The sequence below is a fragment of the Streptomyces sp. AgN23 genome, from assembly GCF_001598115.1.
In the GTDB taxonomy this organism is placed as follows: domain Bacteria; phylum Actinomycetota; class Actinomycetes; order Streptomycetales; family Streptomycetaceae; genus Streptomyces; species Streptomyces antimycoticus.
In genome coordinates this window covers 9,338,568-9,359,906 of record NZ_CP007153.1, presented here as the reverse complement: position 1 = coordinate 9,359,906, position 21,339 = coordinate 9,338,568, and the positions used below count along the sequence as shown (strand labels likewise).

The window sequence follows — 21,339 nt, the reverse complement described above, 5'->3', positions numbered from 1 at the left end:
CGGGCGGACGCGAGGGCGCCGAGCGGGCCACGGGCCGAAGCGGAGACACGTCAGTCGCCGTCCCGCTGGCAGTGGGGGCACCACAGGCTGGTCCGCCCCGCGATCCGGCCGCGGCGCAGCGGATGGCCGCAGCGGGGGCAGTGCGGGTCCGGGTCGTCGCGCTGTCCGGTGAGCCAGTCCGGGTCGTCCGGCACCCGCTCCGCCCGCACCGAGGCGCGCAGCACCTCGCGTATCGCGGTGTGGAGCCGTTCGCGCTCGTCGTCGGCCAGCGCGTTGGCCGGCCGCCGCGGGTGGATCCGGGCCCGCCACAGGATCTCGTCGCCGAGCAGGTTGCCGAGCCCGGCGATCACGGTCTGGTCGGTCAGGGTGGCCTTGACGCGTCCGCGCCGCCCCGCCAGCAGCCGGTCGAGATCGGCCCGGCTCAGGGAGAGGGCGTCCGGGCCCTGATCGCCGAGGATCCGGTCGACGTCGGCGTCGGTGGCGGCGAGCCAGATGCCCTGAAGTTTGCGCTGGTCCTCGTAGCCGAGGCGGTGGCCGTCGTCGAGGTCGAAGGCGACGCGCTCGAACCGGCCGGCCGGTTCGGATTCCGCCCCGCAGACCAGCCGCCCGGTCATGCCGAAGTGCACCACGACCGTGGGCCCGTCGGTGGGGGCGATCAGCCACTTGCCGTGGCGGCGCGGTGCGGCGAAGCGGCGGCCCTTGAGATCGCGCTTCAGCCGCCGCGCGGTCACCCCGTGCAGCACCCCCGCATCGGCCACCTCCGCCCGCTCGACGCGGTGGCCCTGGGCGCAGGAGGCCAGCGTTCGCCGGAACCCCTCGACATCCGGTAGCTCGGGCATAGCGTCAGGCTACGCCCGGGGCCTCCGTCGCGCGTTACGGAGAACCACCCCCTTGGGGGCTTTCATCAGATAAAGTCCAAGTTATGCGATTCATGCGCTTCGCCCCGGGGGCGAGCGGTCGCAGCCATACGCTGTTCGCGGTCATACGGTGTCTGCCGTTCCTGGTCCTGGCGGCGGTGCTCAGCATTGAGCTCTCCCCCGCGCACACCCTCTACACCGGCCCCCTGCTCTCCCCGGCGCCGGCGCTGGCGGCGGTGACCATGGGGCCGTTCGGCACCGGCGGTGTGGCGCTGGCGGCCACCGCGGTGAGCGCGATCACCGCCACCCACAACGGCGTGTGGGGCACCGAGGTGGTGTACGCGAATCTGCTGGCCCTGCTGGTGGTGGCGGTGGCGAGCGTGGCGACCAGCGCGGTGCGGGTGCGCCGGGACCGCGAGCTGGCCCATATCCGCCGGATCGCCGAGGTCTCCCAGAACGTGGTGCTACGGCCACTGCCCGCCCGGATCGGTGCCGTGAACACCGCCAGCGTCTATATGGCGGCCGAGCGCGGAGCGCAGATCGGCGGGGACCTCTACGAGGCGATGTGCACCCGCTACGGAGTGCGGCTGATCGTCGGCGATGTGCGGGGAAAGGGGCTGGCCGCGGTGCGGTCCGCCGCGGCCGTGGTGGGCGCCTTCCGGGAGGCGGTGCACTACGAGCAGGACCTGTCCGAGGTGATGCACCGCTGTGCGGCCGCGCTGGCGCGCGAGTACGAGCTGCTGGACCGCTCCCAGCTCCAGGACCCGCAGGAGCTGGAGGAGCAGTTCGTCACCGTCCTCCTCGCCCAGGTGTCGGACGAGTCGCTGGTCGAGCTGATCAACCGCGGCCATCCGCCGCCCCTGGTGATGCGCGAGCGCAAGGTGCGCTCCCTGGACCCGGCGCGCCCGCTGCCGCCGCTCGGCCTGGAGGAGTTCCTCGGCCCTCCCCCGATCCGCGCCGAGACCTTTCCGTTCCTCCCCGGTGACCGGCTGTTGCTGCACACCGACGGCGTGGTCGAGGCCCGCAACCACTACAACGAGTTCTTCCCGCTGCACCGGACCATGGAGACGCTGGACGGCGCCACCCCGGGCGAGTACCTGGACCGGCTGCGCCACGCCCTGGTCCGGCATGCCGAGGGACGGCTGGCGGACGACGCGGCCATGGTCCTCATCGAGCGCGCCATCGGCGGCACGCGGCGGCCGTTCCCCTGAGCGGGCATCCACCGTGCCGTCGGCCCGTGTTGGCCACTTCGGCATGGGTTGACGCCCTCGCGGAGCGCGACGACACTGTCAGGGACGGTCACGATTGTCAGCGCCCACCGTGCGGAACCCCCGCTCAGATGGGTCATCGGCCCCGGCTCGCTGACAGGCAACCCTTCTCCCGCGACGGGGTGCCCCCGGGTGACGACCAGGTTCCGTCGGCGTGGACGGGACAAGCGCGGTCTCGCTGCCTCGCGAGCCCCCGATGATGGGATCGGTGAGATGCCCAGGACCGACAGCGACGGGGACGGCGCCCGTCGGCGTCCCCGGCCGTGGTCCCCGCTCCGCCGTCTTCACCTCCTGACCAGGCGTCTCCACATCGACCTGCTGCGCATCTGCAGCGCCGCCAGTCCAGCCGTCTGAATCGACGCGGTCACCGAGCGCGGCCCAGCGCGCCGGGGTCGGGGATCTCCCGGCACCCTCCCGGCGAACGCGCCACGCTGGCTTCCCTTCCGTCGCGCCATCGGCGCCGCCCAGACCGGCGGGCCGGGGCTCCGTCCTTGCCTTGGAGAGCCATGTCCGAGACGTTTCCGATCAGTTCAGGTCCTGCCGCTCTTCTCGATCCCGACCCCTGCCCGCCCGGCCCCCGGATCGCCCCGCCCGCTGCGCCGCACCGCTTCCGCAGCCGCATCGGCGTCGACCTCGCCGGTGGCTTCTATCCGGTGCCGCATCGGTATCGGCTCTACCTCTCCGCGAGCTGTCCGCTCTCGCTGCGCGTCTCGATCACCCTCGATCTGCTCGGGCTGCGGGACACCGTCGCCACCACCCTCGTCGGCCCCCCGGACGACACCCCCGAAGCGTTCGCCGCACTGCGCGGGGCCTACGAGGCCACCTGGCACCGCTACGGCGGACCGGTGGACGCGCCTGCCCTCTGCGACGGCTGGACCGGGCGTGTCGTCAGCAACCACACGCCCGACATCCTGCGCGACCTCGCCGGCCAGCTGAGCAACCATGGCGGACCGGGGCGTCCCCGGCTGCGCCCGGCGCCCCGCGCCACGGACATCGACGCCCTCCGGGAACTCCTCGACGAGGACATCACCCACGCCGCGTGGCAGGCCTGGACGGCGCACGAGGCGCAGTGCCGGGACGTCTCGCTGGAGCGGCTGCTGACCGCCCTCGGCCGGCTCGACCGCAGGCTGGCTGTCGCACCGTACGCACTGGGCGACGAGCTGACCGCCGCCGATGTGGACCTGTGGGTGGCCCTCGTCCAGCTCGACACCGAGCACCGGCTCCACCTGGACGCCGACGCGGCCCAGCGGGTCTCCCGCCATGAGCAGCTGCGCGCCTATGTGCGGCGGCTGCACGACCATCCGGCCTTCCACACCACGATTCCGGAGGCCCTCCAGGACGACGTGTCCTGAGCGTGCGTCCCGGACCAGGCGCCCTGTCCGGCGGCTCGGCGCAGGACAGGGCGGCCCGACTCAGGACAGGCCGGCCCGGCTCAGGACAGGGCGGCCCGGGCGTCGCCGAACTCGCTCATCGCCCCGGACACGATGGCCTCCAGCCGGGCGTGGTGGGCGCCGCGCCAGTAGACCCGCTCGCAGACCGTGCAGCGGGCGAAGACCTCATACGTGCGCCGGGTGCCGTGCTGGAGCAGCTCCCGGACCGACTCCTTGTCGGCGTCCTCCAGCGGGCCGTTGCAGGCGGTGCAGCGGGTCCAGGGCGCCAGGCTCGGGGTGAACCGGCCGAGGACGTCCCGCAGTTGCTCATCCGGGCGGTCGCTGTAGACATACGCCCCGGCCCACAGCTCACGGCGGCGCAGCAGCCCCCGGTCGCGGGAGAGCAGCACCCGGCGCTGGGCGGCGGAGCGCGCGGCCAGCTCAGGGTCGCCGATGTCCTCGCTCTCGTACGCGGCGTCCACGCCCAGCAGCCGCAGTCGGCGCGCGAGCGTGCCCAGGTGCACATCGAGCAGAAAGCGCAGCGGCGCGCCCGGCACCCGCTGCGGGCGGACGACCGGATGGACCTCCACGGTCTCCCCCGCGCTCGGCAGATGCGAGACGCCGGTCTCCTCGCCGTTCACCACCAGCCGGCCGACCTCGGTGAGCGGGACCCCGAGCGACTCGACGACATGGCCGAGGGTGGAGGCGCCGTCGGTGACCACGGCCGTCCAGGGTCGGCGCCGCTCCTGGACGGCGAAGAATCGCAGTTCAGGAGCGAGGCTGAGGTGAATCTCGGGTCCGTTCACACCGCCAGCATGCCAGGCGCGCCCGGCCCGAGGCGACGGCGTTTCGGGTCCGCCCCCGGGCTTGACGATCATGGAAGCGGTCACCGGCGGGAACGCGTCGCACCAGGGCCGCGGGCCACGCCCGCGTGATCGTCGGCGGGGGCGTCAGTCCGCCGGTGGGGCCGCCTTGGCCCGGTCGCGCCGCCGCTTGCGGCGCCAGGCCACCATCCGCAGATACTCCTCGTACAGCACCCGGCCCAGCAGCGCGCCGCCGAAGACCACATATCCGACGCCGACCAGCCAGGACTGGACGACCAGGACGGTGCCGACCGGACCGTAGGAGACGGCGTTGGAGGCGATCAGCGGGGAGAACACCAGCTGGGAGAAGACCCGCAGCCCCAGCAGCCCGACGCCGGTGGCCAGCGCGCCGGGCAGCAGGGCGCCCCAGCCGATCCGCCCGCCGAGCAGCAGCCGCTGCGACCACCAGAAGAACAGCACCGTGCCCAGCACCGCCACCAGCACCCGCGAGATGCCGGGCTCCAGATGGGCGGAGAGCAGCAGATAGCAGATCAGCACCACGAACCACACCAGATGGCGCCAGGCGGTGTGCCAGCGGCCGGCCGGAAGCTCCCACACCTTCTCGTAGCCGACCTGCAGCACCGTGCCGAAGCGCAGGCTGAAGACGGCCAGTGTGGCCAGACCGAAGGCGGTGGTGGACTCCAGCGCCTGCTTGGGCGGGGAGAACAGCTCCTGCACCTCGTCCCGTGAGGTCGGGGAGAGCCCGAGGCCCTCGGCCAGCCACTGGGCGAATCCGAGCCGGTTCACCGGATCGGCCGCCGCGACCACGATCAGCAGGGGCACCAGGGTGAGAAAGCCCAGGGCGGCGAAGCCCATCGCACGGTGCAGCAGCTCGAAATCACTGCCCCGCCGCCATCCGCGTCCGATCGCGGACCGGTGGAACGCGTCCTCCAGCCGCCGCCACCATCTGGGCCCCCGGGAACCGGACGCGGACCGATGCTCGGACATACACCCACTCCCCTACCGGCGCCACCGGCTCAGCCCCCGGCAGGCGGGAACGCGCGCCGGGCGGCGCGCGCGCCACGGGCCCCCCTCGGCAGGGGTGTCGGTCGGTACGGGTGTCGGTCGGGCTTGTCCATCCATGCCTTGTACGCCTCGGCACCCATCTGCGCTGGACGCCCCGCGGATCGATCGTTTTGTCCAGGAGGTTTTCGTTTGATCCAGATTACCCGCCGAGCGCCGGCCTCTCACGCCGTGGCCATGACCGGGGCCCCGCTGTCCGCGTCGATGACGCTGACCCGGACGGCGGGCTCGCGCACCGTGTCCAGGCTGGCCGCGGCGTCCACCGCGAACAGCACCAGAACGGGCCTCGCGGCCGTGCCGCCGCCGTGCACTCCGGCGAACTGGAGGATGCGCCAGCCGCCGTCGTCCCAGTGGTCCAGCAGCGCGGAGCGCACCACGCGGGAGGCGCTCTGCCAGGCGCGCGAGCGCTCCAGCAGTTCGACGGTCGCGGCGACCGGGACCGCCGCCGGGGTTCCGGTCGCGCCGAGCGGATGTCCGGTCGCCGCGAGGCGGTTTCCGGTCACGGCCAGGCGGTTTCCGGTCGCGGCGAGCGGGTGTCCGGCGATCCGCAGTCGCAGTCGGCGCAGCGGCATCCGCCAGCGGCGGTCCGGATCGGCGGACAGGGCCGTCAGAACCGCCGCCGCGGCCAGGACCAGGCACAGCGCCGCGGCCGGACGGCGGGCCGCCGCGGTCCACCAGGGCTGCTGGGCCAGAGCCGCCACGACCCCGCCCGCGAGAACCACGGCGGCGCGGGCGAAGGCGCGCCAGGTGAGGGGGGCGTCCTGCCGTGCCGTACAGCCGCAGGAGGAGCCGGGCGCGGCGGTGCGGGCATAGCCGAGATAGCCGAGGAAGGCCGCGCCGAGGAGGGCGGCCGCCGCTCCCGGGAGCGGGGTCGCGGGTGGCGCCAGCAGCGCGGCGGCGAGGAGGAGTTCGACCGCGCCGAGGGCGCGGAGGACGAGCGCGGCCCGGCCGCCGTCGCGCAGCAGCCGTGCGAGCGCGGTACGAGGCGCCTGCCGGGCGGTGCCCCGGCCGAACAGCTTGCCCGCCCCGGCCGGTCCGAGCACCCCGGCGAGCACCAGCGGGACCAGGGCGCAGACCAGGGCGCTCACCGCCGCCTCCCCGCGCCGGGCGCGACCGCGACCCGGACGAGGTCCACGGAACCGTCGGACGGCCGCCACGCGCCCAGGACCTGAGCGCTCTGCCCGATGGTGAGCCGGGACAGATCGGCGGTGGGCGAGGCGTCGCCGTACGAGGCGCTGGTGGTCTGCGCCATGAGGTTGCCGACGATCTCGTGCTGCCCGTGGGCGAGATGCAGCCGGGTCTTCTCGATACCGCGGATGGTGGCGTGGAGGTTCACGATGTTGACCCACACCGCGTCGGCGGCGAGGGTGCCGTCGGGCAGGGGGAGGCCGCGGGCGTAGAGCCCGTCGCCGGTCTCGATGTCGGCCGCGGTGGTGGCCCGGGCCTTCCAGACACTGGTGGCGTTCGTGACCCGCACCCGGGAGTGGTCGCCGTAGGAGCCCGCGACCTCCAGGACGTCCTGGTTGATCGCGGTGATCCGCCCCTCGGCGAAGGCGCTCTCGGCGACCGCGGGGTCCAGGGGGCGGATGGGCGCGGCGAAGGCGGCGTCGGCGTCCACGGCGCCCAGGGCGGTCGCCCCGATGACTCCGGTGCCGAGGACTCCCGTGCTCAGGGCTCCCGTGGTCAGGGCTCCCGTGCCGATGACGGTTGCGCCGCGGAGGGCGGCGGCGGTGAGGAAGCGACGGCGGTCGAGGGGGTCGCCGGTTCGGTACGCGCTCATGGCCGGGCCCGCCTCATTCGAAGATGGAGACCGGCAGAGTGCCGGAGCTCAGGCTGCCGATGGCGGAGAAGGCGGCGGGGGTGAGGTCGATGACGCGATTGGTGCGGCAGACCCCGTCGCAGCAGGTGGACTCGGAGCAGAAGCTACGGGTGCGCGGGCCGCAGTCGCTGACGGTGACGCAGACGCTCGCGCCCGAGCAGTCATGGCGCACCTTCATCACGGAGCCGCAGCCGCGCCGGGGTATGTCCTCGCCGCACAGGTCCGGCCGGGTGATGTCCCAGCACGCCTTGGAGGCGTTGGGCCAGGCCGCCTGCAGGGCGCTGGAGCGACAGGTGCCGCACGCGCCGCCGCCTGCCGAGGCGCACGGACCCCAGGCGTTGCCACAACAGAACCAGGTGGCCTCGCCGTTCCAGAGCTTGGTCGATCCGCACGCCATGCCGCTGTCCTCCCGGCTTCGGTCGGGCCCTCGGAGCAGCACCATCATCCGTGGGGCCGGACACGGCCGCCACGGGAGGGCGTCCGGTCGGGAGTCCTCGTCAGCGGTCGGGTCCCTTACAGCCGCTCGACCATCGTGACGTCGGCCAGCCGAAGACGACGTCCTCGACGGCGGCCGGATCGGCGCCCGAGCGCTCCATCAGCGTGCGCAGGACGTGCGCGCCGAGGTCAGCGGGGGGGGGGACGGAGGAGAGCCCGCCCTTCCGCCGCCCCACCGGCGTCCTCACCGCTTCGACGATGTATGCCTCGGGCATGTCAGCTCGTTGAAACCCCTCAGGCCATGACGGCCTTACGGTCGTTCTCGCCGTTCTTGTTGCTCTTGCCGTTCTCGGGGAGTGATGCCGTCCAGCACCATCGACAGGTACTGGCGGGCGATCTCCTCGGGGCTGTGCTGTCCGCCCGGCCGGTACCACGAGGCGGCGACCCATACGGTGTCGCGCAGAAAGCGGTACGCCAGCCGGATGTCGAGGTCGGCGCGGAAGACCCCCTCGGCCACTCCGCGCTCCAGCGCGCCCAGCCACGCCCGCTCAAACCTCAGCTGCGACTCGGTGAGATAGCCGAAGCGCGGCTGGGCGGCCAGGTGCTTGGACTCCTTCTGGTAGATCGCGACGGCGGCGCGGTGCCGGTCGATCTCCCGGAAGGACTCGGTGACGAGTGCCTCGACGGTCTCCCGGGGGCCGAGTCCGGCGCCGAGCACCGCCTCGTATCCGGCCCAGAGCTCGTCCAGGAAGGTGGAGAGGATCTCGTCGACCATCGACTCCTTGGAGTCGAAGTGGTAGTAGAGGCTGCCGGCGAGCATCCCCGCCTCGTCCGCGATCCGGCGGACGGTGGTCGCGTTGTACCCCTGGGCGGCGAAGACCTCCGCCGCGGTCGAGAGCAGTTCGCGCCGTCGCTCGGCGGACGGGCTCACGGTCGTCTTCTTCTCGCTCTTCTTCGCACTGTTTCCGGTGGAAGCGCGGGTCCTGGTGGAATTCGGCACGTTCTCATTCTCGCCTCATGCGTGCTGACCGCTCACGGACACCTTCTCGCCGGTCATGTACGACGAGCAGCCGCTGGCCAGGAAGACGATGACGGTGGCCACCTCCCAGGGCTCGGCGACCGGCCGAACGCCTCGCGCTCGGTGAGCGCGGCCACCGTCTCCTCGAGCCGGCGCCCATGGGCGTCGCCGGGGATCCGTAAGGCACGCGCCCTGCGCTCCGACCGGGGGTTCTCCGTCGATGTGCCGTGCCCGCGTTCTCGCGCCCTGACCGGTCTTGATCCATGCTGTACCGACCATCAGTGAGCACACAGCGAGGTATGCGCGGATGCACCGAGCCCGGCCCACCCTGGAGAGCGTGGCGCGGCGCGCGGGAGTCTCGCGCGCCACGGTCTCCCGTGTCGTCAACGGCTCCACCAAGGTTGCCGAGGAGAGCCGAGAGGCGGTGCTGGACGCCATCCAGGAGCTGGGCTACATCCCCAACCAGGCGGCCCGCAGCCTGGTCACCCAGCGCACCGACTCCTTCGCACTGGTGCTCCCCGAGGAGCCGGGCCGGGTCTTCTCCGACGACCGGTTCTTCCCGGGCGTGGTGCGCGGGGTGAGCCAGGAGCTGGAGTCCGCGGACAAGCAGTTGGTGCTGATGATGGCCCGCTCCCCCGCCAGCCGTGACCGCATCGAGCGCTTCGCCCTGGCCCGCCACGTCGACGGGGTCATGGTCGCCTCGATGCACGGCGCCGATCCGCTCCCGGCCGCACTGGCCCGCATGGGCATCCCCGTGGTCTGCAACGAGCGGGTACTGAGCCCGGCCTCGCCGCCGTACGTGGGGGTGGACAACGCGGCGGGCGCGGCGCTGGCCGTGGAGCACCTGGTCCGCTCCGGGCGCACCCGTATCGCCACGGTCGCGGGCCCCCAGGACATGGTCGCCGGGATCGACCGGCTCTCCGGCTACCGGACGGCGCTGTCCGCGGCGCGGCGGGAGGCGTACGTTGCGTTCGGTGACTTCACCCAGGAGTCCGGGGCGGTCGCGATACGGGAGCTGCTGGACCGGGAGCCGCGGCTGAACGCGGTGTTCGTGGCCTCCGACCTGATGGCGATCGGGGTGCTGCGCGCACTGCGCCAGTCCGGCCGACGGGTGCCCGACGACGTGGCGGTGGTCGGCTTCGACGACATCGAGCCCGCGCGCTACACCGAACCCCCGCTGACCACCGTGCGCCAGCCGATCGGCGGCATCGGCCGCCGGCTGGCCCGTCAGCTGCTGCGCCTGACGGCCGGGGAGACGATCGAACCGGCGCTGGTGTTGCCCACGGAGTTGGTGATTCGCGAGTCGGCATAGCCGAGGGGCGATATGGAGGGCGCGACGGGGGCGCCCTACGGACTGCACCGCCCCCGGAACCCATCCGGACCGTACCCGCCGTGGGCTACTCGGCTCTGTTGAGTGCGGGTTTCGTCTCGCGCCTTCGGCGCAATTGAGCAGCGGGGCAGGGGATGGGGGGCGGGGCGCCGCCGCCGGGCGCCGCGTCGGTGGGGGCGAGCGCCGGTGGCGGCGCCTGCGCCCGGGGCTGAGGCCGTTGCCGGACTGCGGGACCGCCGGGCTGCCGGGCTGCCGGGCTGCCGGGAGCGGATCCTCCGGTCGCCATCCGCCGAGCTGGCAGGGGGTTGGGGTACCCCTCGAAAAAACGCTTGATCTGAAGCAACTAATTTGTCAAACGTTTTTGAGAGGGGTACCCCAACCCCCCGGCTGTCCGGCACCGACTCCAGCTCCTGGCCAGGGGAGCCGCCACCGGCGCCCAACACCCATGGACCCGCCACCCGGCGACGGCGCCGCGCCCCCACTCCCGCCGCCGCTGCTCAATTGCGCCGAAGGCGCGAAACGAAACCGGCACCCGACCGAGCCGCACAGCCCGAACCGCCCCCGCCCCGTACACCCCGACGGACCCACCCCGTACACCCCCGACGGACCCACCGCCCCGGTCAGCCGCCACCCGCATACCGCGGCAGCCACGCCCGAAAGTCCCGTTCGAATCCGTCATAGCGACGCCGTAGCTCGGCACCCGGCCAGTCCTCCGGCAGCAGCCGCGCGGGGAGGACAGGGTCGGCGAGGAGGTGCCGGAGGGCCGCGGCGGCGACGGTGAACCGCTCGGCCGGTTCCTCCGCCTCGTCCAGCGCCGCGCCGAGCAGCCTGGCCTGGCGGGCCCAGCCGTCCAGGTCCCATAGGCGCGCGGCGAGTTCGGCCGGATCGCCCTCCGGCGCGCCTGTGAACCAGCCGCACTGCTCGGCGGCGACGTCCGGGCGCGGGTGGACGAGATTGGCGGGGCGCAGCCAGGTGCCCTCGCGCAGTTCGGCCAGGCGCAGGGCGGCCATGGCCTGGCGGAGGGCGGCACGCTCGGCCGCCTCGCGCCGGTCGGAGGTGACGATCGCGATCTCCCAGCCGCCGTCCCAGCGCCGGGTGCGGGGGGCGCGGCTCTCGTCCTGCCGCGCCTGGCGGGCCAGCAGGCGGTCGGTGAGCCGGTAGGCGCCGTCGCTCTGCTCCAGGTCACCGGCCGCGACCATACGGGTGAGCGCGACCCGGATGGTGCCCTCGGCGGTGCCGAAGAGCGCGCCGACGCGTACCAGCGCGCGGGCGGGCAGCTGGGGCGGGTGATGGCCCAGCAGGGTGCTGAGCACGATCGAGCGCGCGGTCAGCGGCCGCAGGGTGAGCGTTCCGGTGTCGGTGCCGGTGCCGGTGTCGTCCATGGTTACGCGAAACCCTATCCATTACAGTTATTAATCGCGCATGATGGAAGTGTAAGGTCGCCGCCCCATCGGCCCCCGGCCCCGGGAGACCGCCGCGAACGAGGAGATGTCTGCCATGAGCGCTACGCACGAGGTCCTCAACCAGGCCCCGCCGCTCGTCGGCTTCAGCACGGCGGACGACCCAGCCCTGCTGGAGGCCCTGCGGCGGGACGGCGGCGGCTGGGGCGAGTCGGAGGTGCGGGACCTGGGCGCGCGGGCCGGTTCCGCGGAGGTCCAGGACTGGGCGCGGATGGCCGAGGAGCACTCCCCGGTGCTGCACACCCATGACCGCTACGGCCATCGCATCGACGAGGTCGAGTACCACCCCGCCTACCACCGGCTGATGGACGTCGCCGTGCAGAGCGGCCAGCACGCGGCGGCGTGGAGCGAGAGCCGCCCCGGCGCCCATCTGGTGCGCGCGGCCAAGTTCTACGCCTTCGCGCAGGCCGAGCCCGGCCATGGCTGCCCGATCTCCATGACGTACGCCGCGGTCCCGGCGCTGCGCGCGGAACCGGAACTCGCCGCCGGGTACGAACCGCTGCTGGCCGCCCGCACCTACGACTTCGGACTGCGGCCGCCGCTCGCCAAGCGGGGCCTGATCGCGGGCATGTCGATGACGGAGAAGCAAGGCGGCTCGGACGTCCGCGCCAACACCACCCGGGCCGTACCGGACGGTGCCGGTAACTACGTCCTCACCGGCCACAAGTGGTTCACCTCCGCGCCGATGAGCGATGTCTTCCTGACGCTGGCCCAGACGGAGGAGGGGCTCACCTGCTTCCTGGTGCCCCGGGTGCTGCCGGACGGCAGCCGCAACCCGCTGCGGCTGATGCGGCTCAAGAACAAGCTGGGCAACCGCTCGAACGCGTCGGCCGAGATCGAGTACGAGTCCGCCATGGCCTGGCGGGTCGGCGAACCGGGCCGCGGGGTGCGGACCATCGTGGAGATGGTCAACGTCACCCGGCTGGACTGTGTCATCGGCTCGGCGGCGGGCATGCGGGCCGGGCTGCGGCAGGCGCTGCACCACGCCGAGCACCGCCGGGCGTTCGGCACCGAGCTGGTCGACCAGCCGCTGATGCGCAATGTGCTCGCCGATCTGGCGGTGGAGTCGGAGGCGGCCACGACGCTCGCGATGCGGCTCGCGACCGCCCTGGACCGTGCGGAGGCCGGGGACGAGGGCGAGGCGGCGCTGCGCAGGCTGGGGCTCGCGGTGAGCAAGTACTGGGTGTGCAAGCGCGGCTCCACCCACGCCGCCGAGGCCCTGGAGTGCCTGGGCGGCAACGGCTATGTGGAGGAGTCCGGCATGCCGCGCCTCTATCGCGAGGCGCCCCTGCTGTCGATCTGGGAGGGCTCGGGGAATGTCGCGGCGCTCGATGTGCTGCGCGCGCTGAGCCGGGAGTCAGGTGCGCTGGAGGCGTTCCTGGCCGAGGTCGGCACCGCGGCCGGGGCCGACGCGCGGCTGGACGCGGCCGTGGACCGGCTGCGCGGGCTGCTGCCGCAGCTCGCCGACCCCGAGCGGGCACAGTTGCTGGCGCGCCGGCTGGCCGAGCAGATGACGCTGGTGCTGCAGGGCAGTCTGCTGGTGCGGTACAGCCACCCGGCGGTCGCCGACGCGTTCTGCGCCTCGCGGCTCGACGGGGACTGGGGGCATGCCTTCGGCACCCTGCCGCCCGGTACGGACACCGGCCCGATCCTGGAGCGCGCCCGCCCGAAGGACACGCGGTGACGCCCACGGAGGACGCGGGGAACGCCGTGGACGCGGCCGGTGCGGCCCTTACGGTTCGCACAGAGCGGGAAGGGCCGGTCACCACGGTCGTGCTCTCCCGCCCCGAGGTACGCAACGCCGTCGACGGCACGACCGCCACGGCGCTGGCCGACGCCTTCCGCGCCTTCGACGCCGACCCGGAGGCGCGGGTCGCGGTGCTGTGGGGCGAGGGCGGCACCTTCTGCTCCGGCGCCGACCTGAAGGCGGTCGGCACAGCGCGCGGCAATCGGGTGGCCGAGGACGGCGACGGCCCGATGGGACCCACCCGGCTGCGGCTGTCCAAGCCGGTGATCGCGGCGATCAGCGGCCACGCCGTGGCGGGCGGGCTGGAGTTGGCGCTCTGGTGCGATCTGCGCGTCGCCGAGGAGGACGCGGTCTTCGGGGTGTTCTGCCGCCGCTGGGGCGTCCCGCTGATCGACGGCGGAACGGTACGGCTGCCACGGCTGATCGGCGCGAGCCGGGCGATGGACCTGGTGCTGACGGGGCGGCCGGTGCCGGCCGACGAGGCGTACGCCATCGGGCTCGCCAACCGCCTCGTACCGCCGGGACGGGCGCGCGCGGAGGCGGAGCGGCTGGCGTCCCGGATCGCCGGCTTCCCGCAGAGGTGTCTGCGCTCGGACCGGGCCTCGCTCCTGGGACAGGAGGGGCTGCCGGAGGACGAGGCCATGGCGCGGGAGCTGCGCCACGGTCAGGCCACGCTGGCCGAGGGGCTGGACGGCGCGGCGCGGTTCGCGGCGGGCGCGGGTCGGCACGGGAGCTTCGGCGAGCTGTGACCAGGGGCGGGGGGCCGCCGCGGGCAGAGCTGAACGCCATGAGGTGAATGTCCTCCGGTAAACCTCCACGCGCCGATGTCCGGGTCTATTCCCCTATTCGGGGGAATCCCGGTGTTCACACGGCTGGCGGGCGTCCGTTCGGCGGAACATCTCCTCGTGAAGCGATGGCAGCGCGTATGGCGTGCGGGGGTCCTGACCACTGCCCTCGTCCTCGCTTCGGCGGGGGCGACAGCCCTGGCCGACCAGGACGGTGACGGCCCGGCGACCGCGTCCGCCTCCCCACGGCCGACGGCCGGCGCCCGGCCCGAGTCCGGGACCAGGGGCCCGGACCACGGACCGCACGTCTGGGTGAAGATCCGGATCGGTCCGGGCCTGTGCGTCTGCGTCGCCGCCTCGGCGGGCCCGGTCGGCTTCTTCGCCCACTACGGCTGGTGCCACAAGCCGAAGCCCACGCCGACCCCCACACCTACGCCGACCCCGACGCCCACGCCGACTCCCACGCCCACCCCGACGCCGACACCGACCCCGACGCCCACCCCCAGCCCGTCCGCCACGCCGACCCCTACGCCCACGCCCACGCGGACCCCGAGTCCGACTCCCACGCCCACCCGGACGCCGCGAGTCCCCTCCCCCACGCCCTCTCCGCGGCTTCCCACGCCGGGGCCCACACCCGAGCCCGCGCTTCCGCTGCCGCCCCCGCCCCCGCGTACCAAGCCTCCGGCCTCACCCCCCACGCCGGTTCCCACACCGACCAGGACCCGTGCCGTCGAGGTGCACGCGTATCAGAAGCCCCCGCGCGAGAAGCCCGACAGCGGCACCTCCCTGGTCACCTTCACCCTGCTGCTCACCGCGCCCGCGGTCCTCGCGGCCGCCGCACTCCGTCCGCGTTCGCGCTCCGGCGGGCGCGGCGGGCGGCGCGGCTGACGGCTCACCGTCGAACCGCCTGGGAGGTTATGCATGCCCGAATGGCTGATTATGGTCCTGGTGATGGCCGGGACCTGCGCGGTCGTGATCACCGGTGCGGTCCTCAACGCCCGCAGGCTCGGGGACGAGGACGATCCGGACGAGACCCCCGATGTCCTCGACTACATGATCATGATGATCGGCGTGGTCTACGCGATCGTGCTGGGCCTGGCGATCGCCGGCGTCTGGGAGGCACGCTCCGCCGCGCAGGACGGGGTCCGTACGGAGGCGCAGGCACTGCACGAGGTGGTCGAGCGGGCGAACGTCTACCCCGGCCCGGTGCGCGACCGCATCCGCGACGATGTGGACGCGTATGTGCGCCATGTGGTGCACACGGAGTTCAAGGTGATGATCGACAAGGGCGAGCTCACCGACCGGGGCGGCGAGCTGCTGAAGACCCTGCGCCACGACGTCACCTTCGCGACACCGCACAGCGATCTCCAGTCGCAGGCGTATCAGCCGATGGTGGATCAGGTGGCCGCCGTGGACGACGCGCGGAACGCCCGGCAGCAGAGCGCGGGACCCACGATGCCCCATCTGGTCTGGTTCGGCCTGGTGCTGGGCGCGGCGCTGGTGGTCGGGCTGGTCTTCACCCTGCAGATCCGCCGCTCGCCCCGGGAGCTGATGCTCGCGGTGATGTTCACCGCGCTCATCGTCTTCCTGCTCTTCCTGGTCTGGGACTTCGACGCGCCCTTCGGCCGGTCGGTCGGCGACTCGACCACGGCCTTCACCGATCTGTTCCCCAGCGCACGGGGAGGGTCTTGAGCCCGTTCTGGAAGTTGGAGGTGAGCCGCACCGGGTCACCCGCCCGGCGCAGCCCCGGCAGCCGGTCCAGGGCGGCGCGCAGCATGGCCCGCATCTGGACGCGGGCCAGATGCGCGCCCAGGCAGACATGTGGTCCGAAACCGAAGCTCAGATGGTCGTTGGGGGCGCGGGTGATGTCGAACCGGTCGGGGTCGGTGAAGACCGTCTCGTCGCGATTGGCCGATGCGTGGAAGACGACGACCTTCTCACCGCGGCGGATGAGCTGTCCGCCCAGTTCCACATCGCGGGTGGCGGTGCGCCGGAAGTCGATGACGGGCGGCCAGAAGCGCAGCATCTCCTCCACCGCGGGGACGGTCAGCTCGGGCCGGTCGCGCAGCAGCCGCAGGCTCTCGGGGTGGTCGAGCAGGGTGAGCAGCCCGCCGGGGATGCCGTTGCGCAGCGTCTCGTTGCCCGCCACGGCGAAGAGGAAGAACATGTTCTCGAACTCGTCCCGGCTCAGCCCGCCCTCGCGCATCCGCGCCATCACACTGCCCGGACGGGGCCGCTCGGCGAGCGCGTGGGCGTAGGCGAACATATCGGCCAGGGCCTCGCGGGAGCGCGGGTTCATCGGCCGGCCGTCGGGACGTCGCGCCGCAGGGGCCGGTCGGCGGGCGAGGGCGGCGCGCCCCATGGGGCTCAGCTCCTCGAGGGCCGTGGTGGACGATCCGGCGTAGTCGTCGTCCTGGTAGCCGATGACCCTGCTGGCCCAGTCGAAGAGCAGCCGCCGGTCGCCCTCGGGGATGCCCATCACATGGGCGAGGGTCCAGACCGGCAGATCGGCGGCGAGCTCGACGAAGTCGGTCTCGCCGCGCCCGGCCACGGAGTCCACGAGCGCCGCCGCGCGCTCTTCGATGACCTCCTCCAGCTCCCGTACGGCGCGCGGGGTGAAGGCCGCGGCGACGATACGGCGGCCGCGGGAGTGGTCGGGCGGGTCCTGGTTGAGCATCATCGCCCGCACGAACTCCAGATCGGCGGGGGTGTCGGGGTCGCGGATCTGGGTGGCCCCGAGGTGGGAGGAGAAGACCTCGGGGGTACGCAGGACGTGTTTGACGTCGGCGTGCCGGAACACCGCCCAGAAGCCGGGGCCGGCCGGCCAGGCCCCGACCGCGGGCTCCTCGATCCGGCAGACCGGGCGGGTGGTGCGCAGTTCGGCGAAGAGCGCGTAGGGGACACCGGCGGTGTAGGTCTCGGGAAGGAACGCCTCGACAGGGTTCACAGCCGAGACCGTACGGCGCCGCCCTCCGGGCCCGTCAAGACGCCCGGAGCCCACCGACCCCCTGAGCCCACCCAAAACACCCTGAGCCCATCAGGCGCCTCGACCCCATCGGACCCCGCGAGCCCACCGGACCCCGCGGGCCCATCGGACGCCCCGGGCCCATCGGACGCCCCGGGCCCGCCGGACGCCCCGGGCCCGCCGGAGACCGTGAGCCCGTCGGACGCCGCGCGGCCCCTACGGCACCGGCACCGGGAGGATCCGGCGCAGCGGGTCCTCCGGCAGCCGGCCGTGGGCCTTCCACTCCCGGGGGTAGCCGACGGAGACCTCCTGGAACTTCACCCCGTCCTCCACCGTGGTCCGGGGGATGTGCAGATGGCCGTAGACGACGGTCTCGGCCCGGAACCGCACATGCCAGTCGGCGGTCAGCTCGGTGCCGCACCACAGCGCGAAGTCGGGATAGCGCAGCACCCGGGTGGGCAGCCGGGTCATCGGCCAGTGGTTGATGAGCACGGTCCGCAGCCCCGGATCGACGGCCGCCAGCCGGGCCTCGGTCTCGGCCACCCGGGCCCGGCACCACGCGTCGCGGGTGGGGTAGGGGTCGGGGTGCAGGAAGTGCTCGTCGGTGCAGACGACGCCCACCTCATGGGCATGGGCCAGGGCGGCCTCCTTGGTGGCCATGCCGTCGAGGCGGAAGGTGTAGTCGTAGAGCAGGAACAGCGGGGCGATGACCAGCGGCCCGCCGATGCCTTCCCAGAGGGGGTAGGGGTCCTCGGGGGTGACGATGCCCTTCGCCCGGCACATCTCCACCAGTGCTTCGTAGCGCGCCACCCCCCGGACTTCCAAGGGGTCCTTGGGATGGGTCCACAGCTCGTGGTTTCCCGGTGACCAGATGACTTTGGCGAAACGCTCGCTCAGCAGGCCGAGGACCTCCTCGATCTCGGAGAAGACCTCGCCGACGTCCCCCGCGACGATCAGCCAGTCGTCGTCGGAGCCGGGCCGCAGCCGCTCCACGATCGCCCGGTTCTCCGAATAGGCCACATGCAGGTCGCTGATTGCGAGGAGTTCGCCCCCGTGGGTGCCACCCATTGTCTCTCCTGTCGTACGGTGGCGGTCATGACGCGGTCGCGGTGCTCACGCGCCGCGGGACGGGCCGGGTGATCACCGGACCGTCCCTGGCGCTAGCCTCGCAGATGTGGTCGACAAACTCCCTCCGTCTTTTGAACGGGGAACCGACGGGCCCAAGGTCATCGTGGCCGGACTGGACGGTTCCGAATCTTCCTGGCGTGCCACGGCCTACGCGGCCGGACTGGCCAGACGCCAAAAGGCGCTGCTCGTCGTGGTCTACATCCAGCCGGTGCTGGCCGCCGGGGCGGCGCTGGGTGCCCCGGTGGCCGACACCACCGGCGAGGTGGCCGAGGAGCTGATGACGGAGATGCGGGAGGCCGCCGAGCGGCGGCGCGGGGTCTTCGACGTGCGCTGGGAGTTCCACACCTTCCGGGGCGATCCGTACAACGGCCTGGCCCAGGCGGCCGATGAGCTGAAGGCCGACGCCGTGGTGGTGGGCGCGTCCGAGCAGGCCGGGCACCGCTTCATCGGCTCGGTGGCCGTACGGCTGGTGAAGGCGGGCCGCTGGCCGGTCACGGTGGTGCCGTAGGGCCCCTGCCGGCTCGCGGAGCCCGGCGCGGTGAGGCACCGTGGGAGAAACGAACGGACCACCCCATGGACCGGGGAGACTGCCATGGCCCACACCTACCGGGTGACCGAGATCGTCGGCTCGTCCGCCGAGAGCGTCGACGACGCGATCCGCACCGCCATCGGCCGTGCCTCCAAGACGCTGCGCAACCTCGATTGGTTCGAGGTCGGTCAGGTCCGCGGGCATATCGAGGACGGCCGGATCGCGCACTACCAGGTGGGGCTGAAGATCGGATTCCGGCTCGAGGACCCCGACTGACCCCGGCCGGGCCCGCACAGCGGGCACGGCCCCGGCGGTGGCGTGCTCAGCCACGGGGCACGACGGTGGAGAGCACGGACGGCAGCGGATACCAGTCGGCGGTCGCGAAGCTGGCGTGCCGGGCGGCGAGTTCGGACACCCGCGTGCGCGCCTGGTCCTCGGTGGGGCTGGTGCCGTCGATCGCGGGCGCCACGTTGTGCGCGTCCGTCATGATCAGCAGGTAGTGGCGGTTGTCGTACCAGGCGGTGTCCACGCCAGTGGTGACATACGTGGACGCGTCCCCGTCGAAGACCACGAACCACGGCCGGAGGGTGGCATCGGTGTAGCGGGTGCGCGGGTCGCCCGCGGCGGCGCCGTGGACGGCGGGGAAGGCGGCGGCCTGGCCGAGCTTCCCGGCGGCGGACAGGTCCCGCAGATGGGTGGCGTACTCACGGTCGGTCCACAGCGTGTCCAGCGGGTTGTTCTCCTCGACCGTGCCCGGGATCAGCTCGACGATGAACTTGCCCGCGAGCGCGGAACGGGACGGCCAGCCGTCCGCCCGCACCGCCTCGTCGAGGTCGGCGTGGCCGCCCACCACATCGGCCGGGCGCAGCAGCGCGTCGCCCAGCGTGGCGCCGAGGAGGGTGTCGAGGTCGCCCGGGCCGCGTCCGCTCTTGCCGTAGAAGCCGTCCTTCATCTCCACCTTGATGAAGACGGGACGGTGACCGGGATGGGCCTCGTGCCAGGCCCGCATATCGGCGAGGCAGCCGGTCAGGCTCTGGTCGCGCGGCTTGGTGCGCAGCTGGTCCGGGCCGGTGGCGTTCTCGCAGTTGTTGTCGTTGCCGAGCGGATTGCTGTGCGAGACCCGCCAGCCGGCTCCGAACGCATTGGTCCATACGTCGAGTTCCAGGAGCGAGGCGCCGGAGTCGAGCGCGTCGGCGAAGTACGGGTACTTGGCCTTTTCGTAGGCGTTGTGCACCCCCACCGAGGTGGTGGCGGAATAGGACGGATCGTCCGCGGCGGCCGGCCGGGCCTCCGCCGGTGCCGTCAGACACAGTGCGGCGGCCGCCACGGCGACCGCCACCGTTCCCGTGCGCCGGGCATGACCGCGCACCGAAGTCCCCACCCTGCCCATGTGTCCCCACCCTCGTCGACATCCCGACCAACTGGGCAGAAGCGTACGGGAGTCGCGTCACGGGTTACGAGGGGCAACGGGCACAGCGGGACGGGCCCCGCGGCGGTGCTGCCGCTGAGCCCGTCTCATGTGCCGCGTCTCACACGGCTGGGGGCCGTTTCCCACCCGGACCGCGCCCCGGCCCGGGCGCGGTCCGGATCAGCTGCTCGGGTCAGGGGCGCTCCCCCACACCGGTCGTCGCGGCCTCGCGCGGCCGCCCGCCGGGCAGCTTGGCGGCCAGCGGGGCGGTCTGTTCCATACTGGTACCGCGCCGCAGCCCGGTGAGGAACTCCCGGAGCGTCTCGACGGCGGTGTGCCGGGGCCGCCAGCCCAGTTCCTCCTGGGCACGGGTGGTGTCCATCAGCGGGAGCCGCAGGGCCGCGTCGAGCAGCTGGGGCGAGGGAGGCAGCAGACGCAGATGCCAGGCCGTGGCCATGGCCGAGCGAGCGGCGACGCGCGGGATCCGCACCGTCCGTGCGTCCAGGAGTCCGGCCAGCGTCTCGCCGTCGACCGGCGGTTCGGCCGCGAGGTTGAAGGCACCGCGCACCTGGCGGCCGAGCGCCAGGCGGTACGCCTCGGCGGCGTCGTCGCTGTGCAGGACCTGGAGGCGCAGCCCGGGCAGGTCGACGACCGCGGGCAGGAAGCTGGAGCGGATCAGCCGCCGGGGCAGGAACGGCCCCATGAACAGCCGGCGCTGCTCGGCCGCCGCCTCCTCCTTGAAGAGGAAGCCCGGCCGCATCCGCACCACCCGGATCTGCGGATGCTCCCGTTCGAAGGCGTCGAGCACCCGCTCCACATACGCCTTCTCACGGCAGTACGCGGCCTCCGGCCAGCCGTGGGTGGGCCAGGACTCGTCCACCGGGCGGCCGTCCTCGGGGCCGGGCGAGTAGGCGCCCACCGAGGAGGCGTACACCAGTACCGGCACCTCGGCCCGCGCCACCGCCTCGAAGACCCGGACACTGCCGAGGACATTGGTGTCCCAGGTGACGGCGGGCCGGTGGCTGGGCTGGATCAGCCAGGCGAGGTGGATGACCGCGTCGGCGCCCTCGAAGTGCCGTACGAGATCGGCCTCCTCACCGCTGTCCCGTCCGATGTCCGCCCGTACCCAGGTGGTCTTCGGCGGCGACCAGTCGGGCACCCTGCGGGCGACGCCCACGATCGACTCGATGTCCGGGGCCTCGCCGAGCGCGCGGACGACGCTCGTACCGGCGTTGCCGGTGGCCCCGACCACCACCACACGCATGCCCTGCTTGATGCCCATGTGTCCGCTCCCTTCGGCCGCGTCGTGTATTCGACCGTTCCTGTTCCTTCCG

General features: G+C 73.1%; 22 protein-coding genes, 2 pseudogenes and 1 riboswitch. Of the genes and pseudogenes, 9 read left to right on the top strand and 15 right to left on the bottom strand.

Features of this window, described 5'->3' with window-relative positions; genetic code table 11:
• Window positions 1-50: 50 nt before the first annotated feature.
• On the bottom strand, window positions 51-839 hold the full coding sequence (locus AS97_RS40535; protein WP_125758535.1) for a DNA-formamidopyrimidine glycosylase family protein: 789 nt from the start codon (window positions 837-839) through the stop codon (window positions 51-53).
• Window positions 840-922: 83 nt separating this feature from the next.
• On the opposite strand from AS97_RS40535, the gene AS97_RS40530 reads away from it, so the two are divergent.
• Together AS97_RS40530 and AS97_RS40525 are read left to right on the top strand one after the other, a co-directional pair.
• On the top strand, window positions 923-2,068 hold the full coding sequence (locus tag AS97_RS40530; protein WP_059144572.1) for a PP2C family protein-serine/threonine phosphatase: 1,146 nt from the start codon (window positions 923-925) through the stop codon (window positions 2,066-2,068).
• Between the two features lie 86 nt (window positions 2,069-2,154).
• Window positions 2,155-2,301: riboswitch (SAM riboswitch) on the top strand.
• 330 nt (window positions 2,302-2,631) lie between these two features.
• On the top strand, window positions 2,632-3,477 hold the full coding sequence (locus tag AS97_RS40525) for a glutathione S-transferase C-terminal domain-containing protein (protein ID WP_210566634.1): 846 nt from the start codon (window positions 2,632-2,634) through the stop codon (window positions 3,475-3,477).
• 80 nt (window positions 3,478-3,557) lie between these two features.
• Here AS97_RS40525 and AS97_RS40520 read toward each other — a convergent pair whose 3' ends face one another.
• The 8 genes and pseudogenes from AS97_RS40520 to AS97_RS48020 all read right to left on the bottom strand — a co-directional run.
• Window positions 3,558-4,301, bottom strand: coding sequence for a Mut7-C RNAse domain-containing protein (locus AS97_RS40520; RefSeq protein ID WP_125758532.1), 744 nt, complete (start codon window positions 4,299-4,301; stop codon window positions 3,558-3,560).
• A gap of 144 nt (window positions 4,302-4,445) precedes the next feature.
• Complete coding sequence (locus AS97_RS40515; RefSeq protein ID WP_210566633.1) at window positions 4,446-5,306, bottom strand: ribonuclease BN; 861 nt, start codon at window positions 5,304-5,306, stop codon at window positions 4,446-4,448.
• A gap of 239 nt (window positions 5,307-5,545) precedes the next feature.
• On the bottom strand, window positions 5,546-6,469 hold the full coding sequence (locus AS97_RS40510; protein ID WP_210566632.1) for a MauE/DoxX family redox-associated membrane protein: 924 nt from the start codon (window positions 6,467-6,469) through the stop codon (window positions 5,546-5,548).
• Entirely contained in the window at window positions 6,466-7,161 is a 696-nt protein-coding gene (locus AS97_RS40505) for a hypothetical protein (RefSeq protein ID WP_059144567.1), read from the bottom strand. Before AS97_RS40505 ends, AS97_RS40510 begins: the two co-directional genes overlap by 4 nt.
• A gap of 13 nt (window positions 7,162-7,174) precedes the next feature.
• Window positions 7,175-7,597 (bottom strand): septal ring lytic transglycosylase RlpA family protein, encoded by a 423-nt coding sequence (locus tag AS97_RS40500; protein ID WP_059144671.1) that lies wholly within the window; start codon window positions 7,595-7,597, stop codon window positions 7,175-7,177.
• A gap of 148 nt (window positions 7,598-7,745) precedes the next feature.
• Window positions 7,746-7,910 (bottom strand): annotated as a pseudogene (locus AS97_RS40495) (acetyl-CoA C-acetyltransferase); the annotation flags it as partial.
• Between the two features lie 35 nt (window positions 7,911-7,945).
• Window positions 7,946-8,566: a TetR/AcrR family transcriptional regulator gene (locus AS97_RS40490; protein ID WP_210567392.1), complete on the bottom strand. Its 621-nt coding sequence runs from the start codon at window positions 8,564-8,566 to the stop codon at window positions 7,946-7,948.
• Between the two features lie 84 nt (window positions 8,567-8,650).
• Window positions 8,651-8,781 (bottom strand): annotated as a pseudogene (locus AS97_RS48020) (SDR family oxidoreductase); the annotation flags it as partial.
• A gap of 179 nt (window positions 8,782-8,960) precedes the next feature.
• Between AS97_RS48020 and AS97_RS40485 the strand changes: the two are divergent.
• Window positions 8,961-9,965 (top strand): LacI family DNA-binding transcriptional regulator, encoded by a 1,005-nt coding sequence (locus AS97_RS40485; protein ID WP_210566631.1) that lies wholly within the window; start codon window positions 8,961-8,963, stop codon window positions 9,963-9,965.
• 638 nt (window positions 9,966-10,603) lie between these two features.
• Here AS97_RS40485 and AS97_RS40480 read toward each other — a convergent pair.
• Window positions 10,604-11,365 (bottom strand): PaaX family transcriptional regulator C-terminal domain-containing protein, encoded by a 762-nt coding sequence (locus AS97_RS40480; protein WP_210566630.1) that lies wholly within the window; start codon window positions 11,363-11,365, stop codon window positions 10,604-10,606.
• 115 nt (window positions 11,366-11,480) lie between these two features.
• Between AS97_RS40480 and AS97_RS40475 the strand changes: the two genes are divergently transcribed.
• Both AS97_RS40475 and AS97_RS40470 read left to right on the top strand, forming a co-directional pair.
• Window positions 11,481-13,127 carry an acyl-CoA dehydrogenase family protein gene (locus AS97_RS40475; protein WP_086709769.1) on the top strand — a complete coding sequence of 549 codons (1,647 nt, stop codon included), beginning with the start codon at window positions 11,481-11,483 and terminating at the stop codon, window positions 13,125-13,127.
• Window positions 13,124-13,939: a crotonase/enoyl-CoA hydratase family protein gene (locus AS97_RS40470; protein ID WP_201724642.1), complete on the top strand. Its 816-nt coding sequence runs from the start codon at window positions 13,124-13,126 to the stop codon at window positions 13,937-13,939. The genes AS97_RS40475 and AS97_RS40470 overlap by 4 nt, the downstream gene beginning before the upstream one ends.
• Window positions 13,940-14,361: 422 nt before the next feature.
• Here the strand turns inward: AS97_RS40470 and AS97_RS48765 are convergent, their stop codons facing one another.
• Window positions 14,362-14,574, bottom strand: coding sequence for a hypothetical protein (locus AS97_RS48765; protein ID WP_210566629.1), 213 nt, complete (start codon window positions 14,572-14,574; stop codon window positions 14,362-14,364).
• A 136-nt stretch (window positions 14,575-14,710) separates the two neighbouring features.
• On the opposite strand from AS97_RS48765, the gene AS97_RS40460 reads away from it, so the two are divergent.
• The gene (locus tag AS97_RS40460; RefSeq protein WP_156107818.1) at window positions 14,711-14,863 is read left to right on the top strand and encodes a hypothetical protein; all 153 of its coding nucleotides are present in this window, start codon (window positions 14,711-14,713) and stop codon (window positions 14,861-14,863) included.
• 33 nt (window positions 14,864-14,896) lie between these two features.
• A complete protein-coding gene (locus tag AS97_RS40455) occupies window positions 14,897-15,667 on the top strand; it encodes a DUF4239 domain-containing protein (RefSeq protein WP_086710937.1) in 771 nt (256 codons plus the stop codon).
• Here AS97_RS40455 and AS97_RS40450 read toward each other — a convergent pair.
• Together AS97_RS40450 and AS97_RS40445 are read right to left on the bottom strand one after the other, a co-directional pair.
• On the bottom strand, window positions 15,630-16,922 hold the full coding sequence (locus tag AS97_RS40450) for a cytochrome P450 (RefSeq protein ID WP_125759701.1): 1,293 nt from the start codon (window positions 16,920-16,922) through the stop codon (window positions 15,630-15,632). The two genes, AS97_RS40455 and AS97_RS40450, sit on opposite strands and share 38 nt — an antisense overlap.
• Window positions 16,923-17,156: 234 nt before the next feature.
• Window positions 17,157-18,008 (bottom strand): metallophosphoesterase, encoded by an 852-nt coding sequence (locus tag AS97_RS40445; RefSeq protein ID WP_059148448.1) that lies wholly within the window; start codon window positions 18,006-18,008, stop codon window positions 17,157-17,159.
• A 106-nt stretch (window positions 18,009-18,114) separates the two neighbouring features.
• Between AS97_RS40445 and AS97_RS40440 the strand changes: the two genes are divergently transcribed.
• Together AS97_RS40440 and AS97_RS40435 are read left to right on the top strand one after the other, a co-directional pair.
• A complete protein-coding gene (locus AS97_RS40440) occupies window positions 18,115-18,576 on the top strand; it encodes a universal stress protein (RefSeq protein WP_125759700.1) in 462 nt (153 codons plus the stop codon).
• 84 nt (window positions 18,577-18,660) lie between these two features.
• Entirely contained in the window at window positions 18,661-18,873 is a 213-nt protein-coding gene (locus AS97_RS40435; protein WP_059148446.1) for a dodecin, read from the top strand.
• A 46-nt stretch (window positions 18,874-18,919) separates the two neighbouring features.
• Here the strand turns inward: AS97_RS40435 and AS97_RS40430 are convergent, their stop codons facing one another.
• On the bottom strand, window positions 18,920-19,987 hold the full coding sequence (locus AS97_RS40430; RefSeq protein WP_059148445.1) for a phosphatidylinositol-specific phospholipase C domain-containing protein: 1,068 nt from the start codon (window positions 19,985-19,987) through the stop codon (window positions 18,920-18,922).
• Between the two features lie 211 nt (window positions 19,988-20,198).
• Entirely contained in the window at window positions 20,199-21,287 is a 1,089-nt protein-coding gene (locus AS97_RS40425; RefSeq protein ID WP_059148444.1) for an NAD-dependent epimerase/dehydratase family protein, read from the bottom strand.
• Between the last annotated feature and the right edge of the window lie 52 nt (window positions 21,288-21,339).

What these genes read in the sequence shown, in the direction of transcription:
- AS97_RS40535 (WP_125758535.1), bottom strand. Translation starts at nt 839, where the DNA reads ATGCCCGAGCTACCGGATGTCGAGGGGTTCCGGCGAACGCTGGCCTCC.
- AS97_RS40530 (WP_059144572.1), top strand. Translation starts at nt 923, where the DNA reads ATGCGATTCATGCGCTTCGCCCCGGGGGCGAGCGGTCGCAGCCATACG.
- AS97_RS40525 (WP_210566634.1), top strand. Translation starts at nt 2,632, where the DNA reads ATGTCCGAGACGTTTCCGATCAGTTCAGGTCCTGCCGCTCTTCTCGAT.
- AS97_RS40515 (WP_210566633.1), bottom strand. Translation starts at nt 5,306, where the DNA reads ATGTCCGAGCATCGGTCCGCGTCCGGTTCCCGGGGGCCCAGATGGTGG.
- AS97_RS40505 (WP_059144567.1), bottom strand. Translation starts at nt 7,161, where the DNA reads ATGAGCGCGTACCGAACCGGCGACCCCCTCGACCGCCGTCGCTTCCTC.
- AS97_RS40500 (WP_059144671.1), bottom strand. Translation starts at nt 7,597, where the DNA reads ATGGCGTGCGGATCGACCAAGCTCTGGAACGGCGAGGCCACCTGGTTC.
- AS97_RS40485 (WP_210566631.1), top strand. Translation starts at nt 8,961, where the DNA reads ATGCACCGAGCCCGGCCCACCCTGGAGAGCGTGGCGCGGCGCGCGGGA.
- AS97_RS40480 (WP_210566630.1), bottom strand. Translation starts at nt 11,365, where the DNA reads ATGGACGACACCGGCACCGGCACCGACACCGGAACGCTCACCCTGCGG.
- AS97_RS40475 (WP_086709769.1), top strand. Translation starts at nt 11,481, where the DNA reads ATGAGCGCTACGCACGAGGTCCTCAACCAGGCCCCGCCGCTCGTCGGC.
- AS97_RS40455 (WP_086710937.1), top strand. Translation starts at nt 14,897, where the DNA reads ATGCCCGAATGGCTGATTATGGTCCTGGTGATGGCCGGGACCTGCGCG.
- AS97_RS40445 (WP_059148448.1), bottom strand. Translation starts at nt 18,008, where the DNA reads ATGGGTGGCACCCACGGGGGCGAACTCCTCGCAATCAGCGACCTGCAT.
- AS97_RS40435 (WP_059148446.1), top strand. Translation starts at nt 18,661, where the DNA reads ATGGCCCACACCTACCGGGTGACCGAGATCGTCGGCTCGTCCGCCGAG.
- AS97_RS40430 (WP_059148445.1), bottom strand. Translation starts at nt 19,987, where the DNA reads ATGGGCAGGGTGGGGACTTCGGTGCGCGGTCATGCCCGGCGCACGGGA.
- AS97_RS40425 (WP_059148444.1), bottom strand. Translation starts at nt 21,287, where the DNA reads ATGGGCATCAAGCAGGGCATGCGTGTGGTGGTGGTCGGGGCCACCGGC.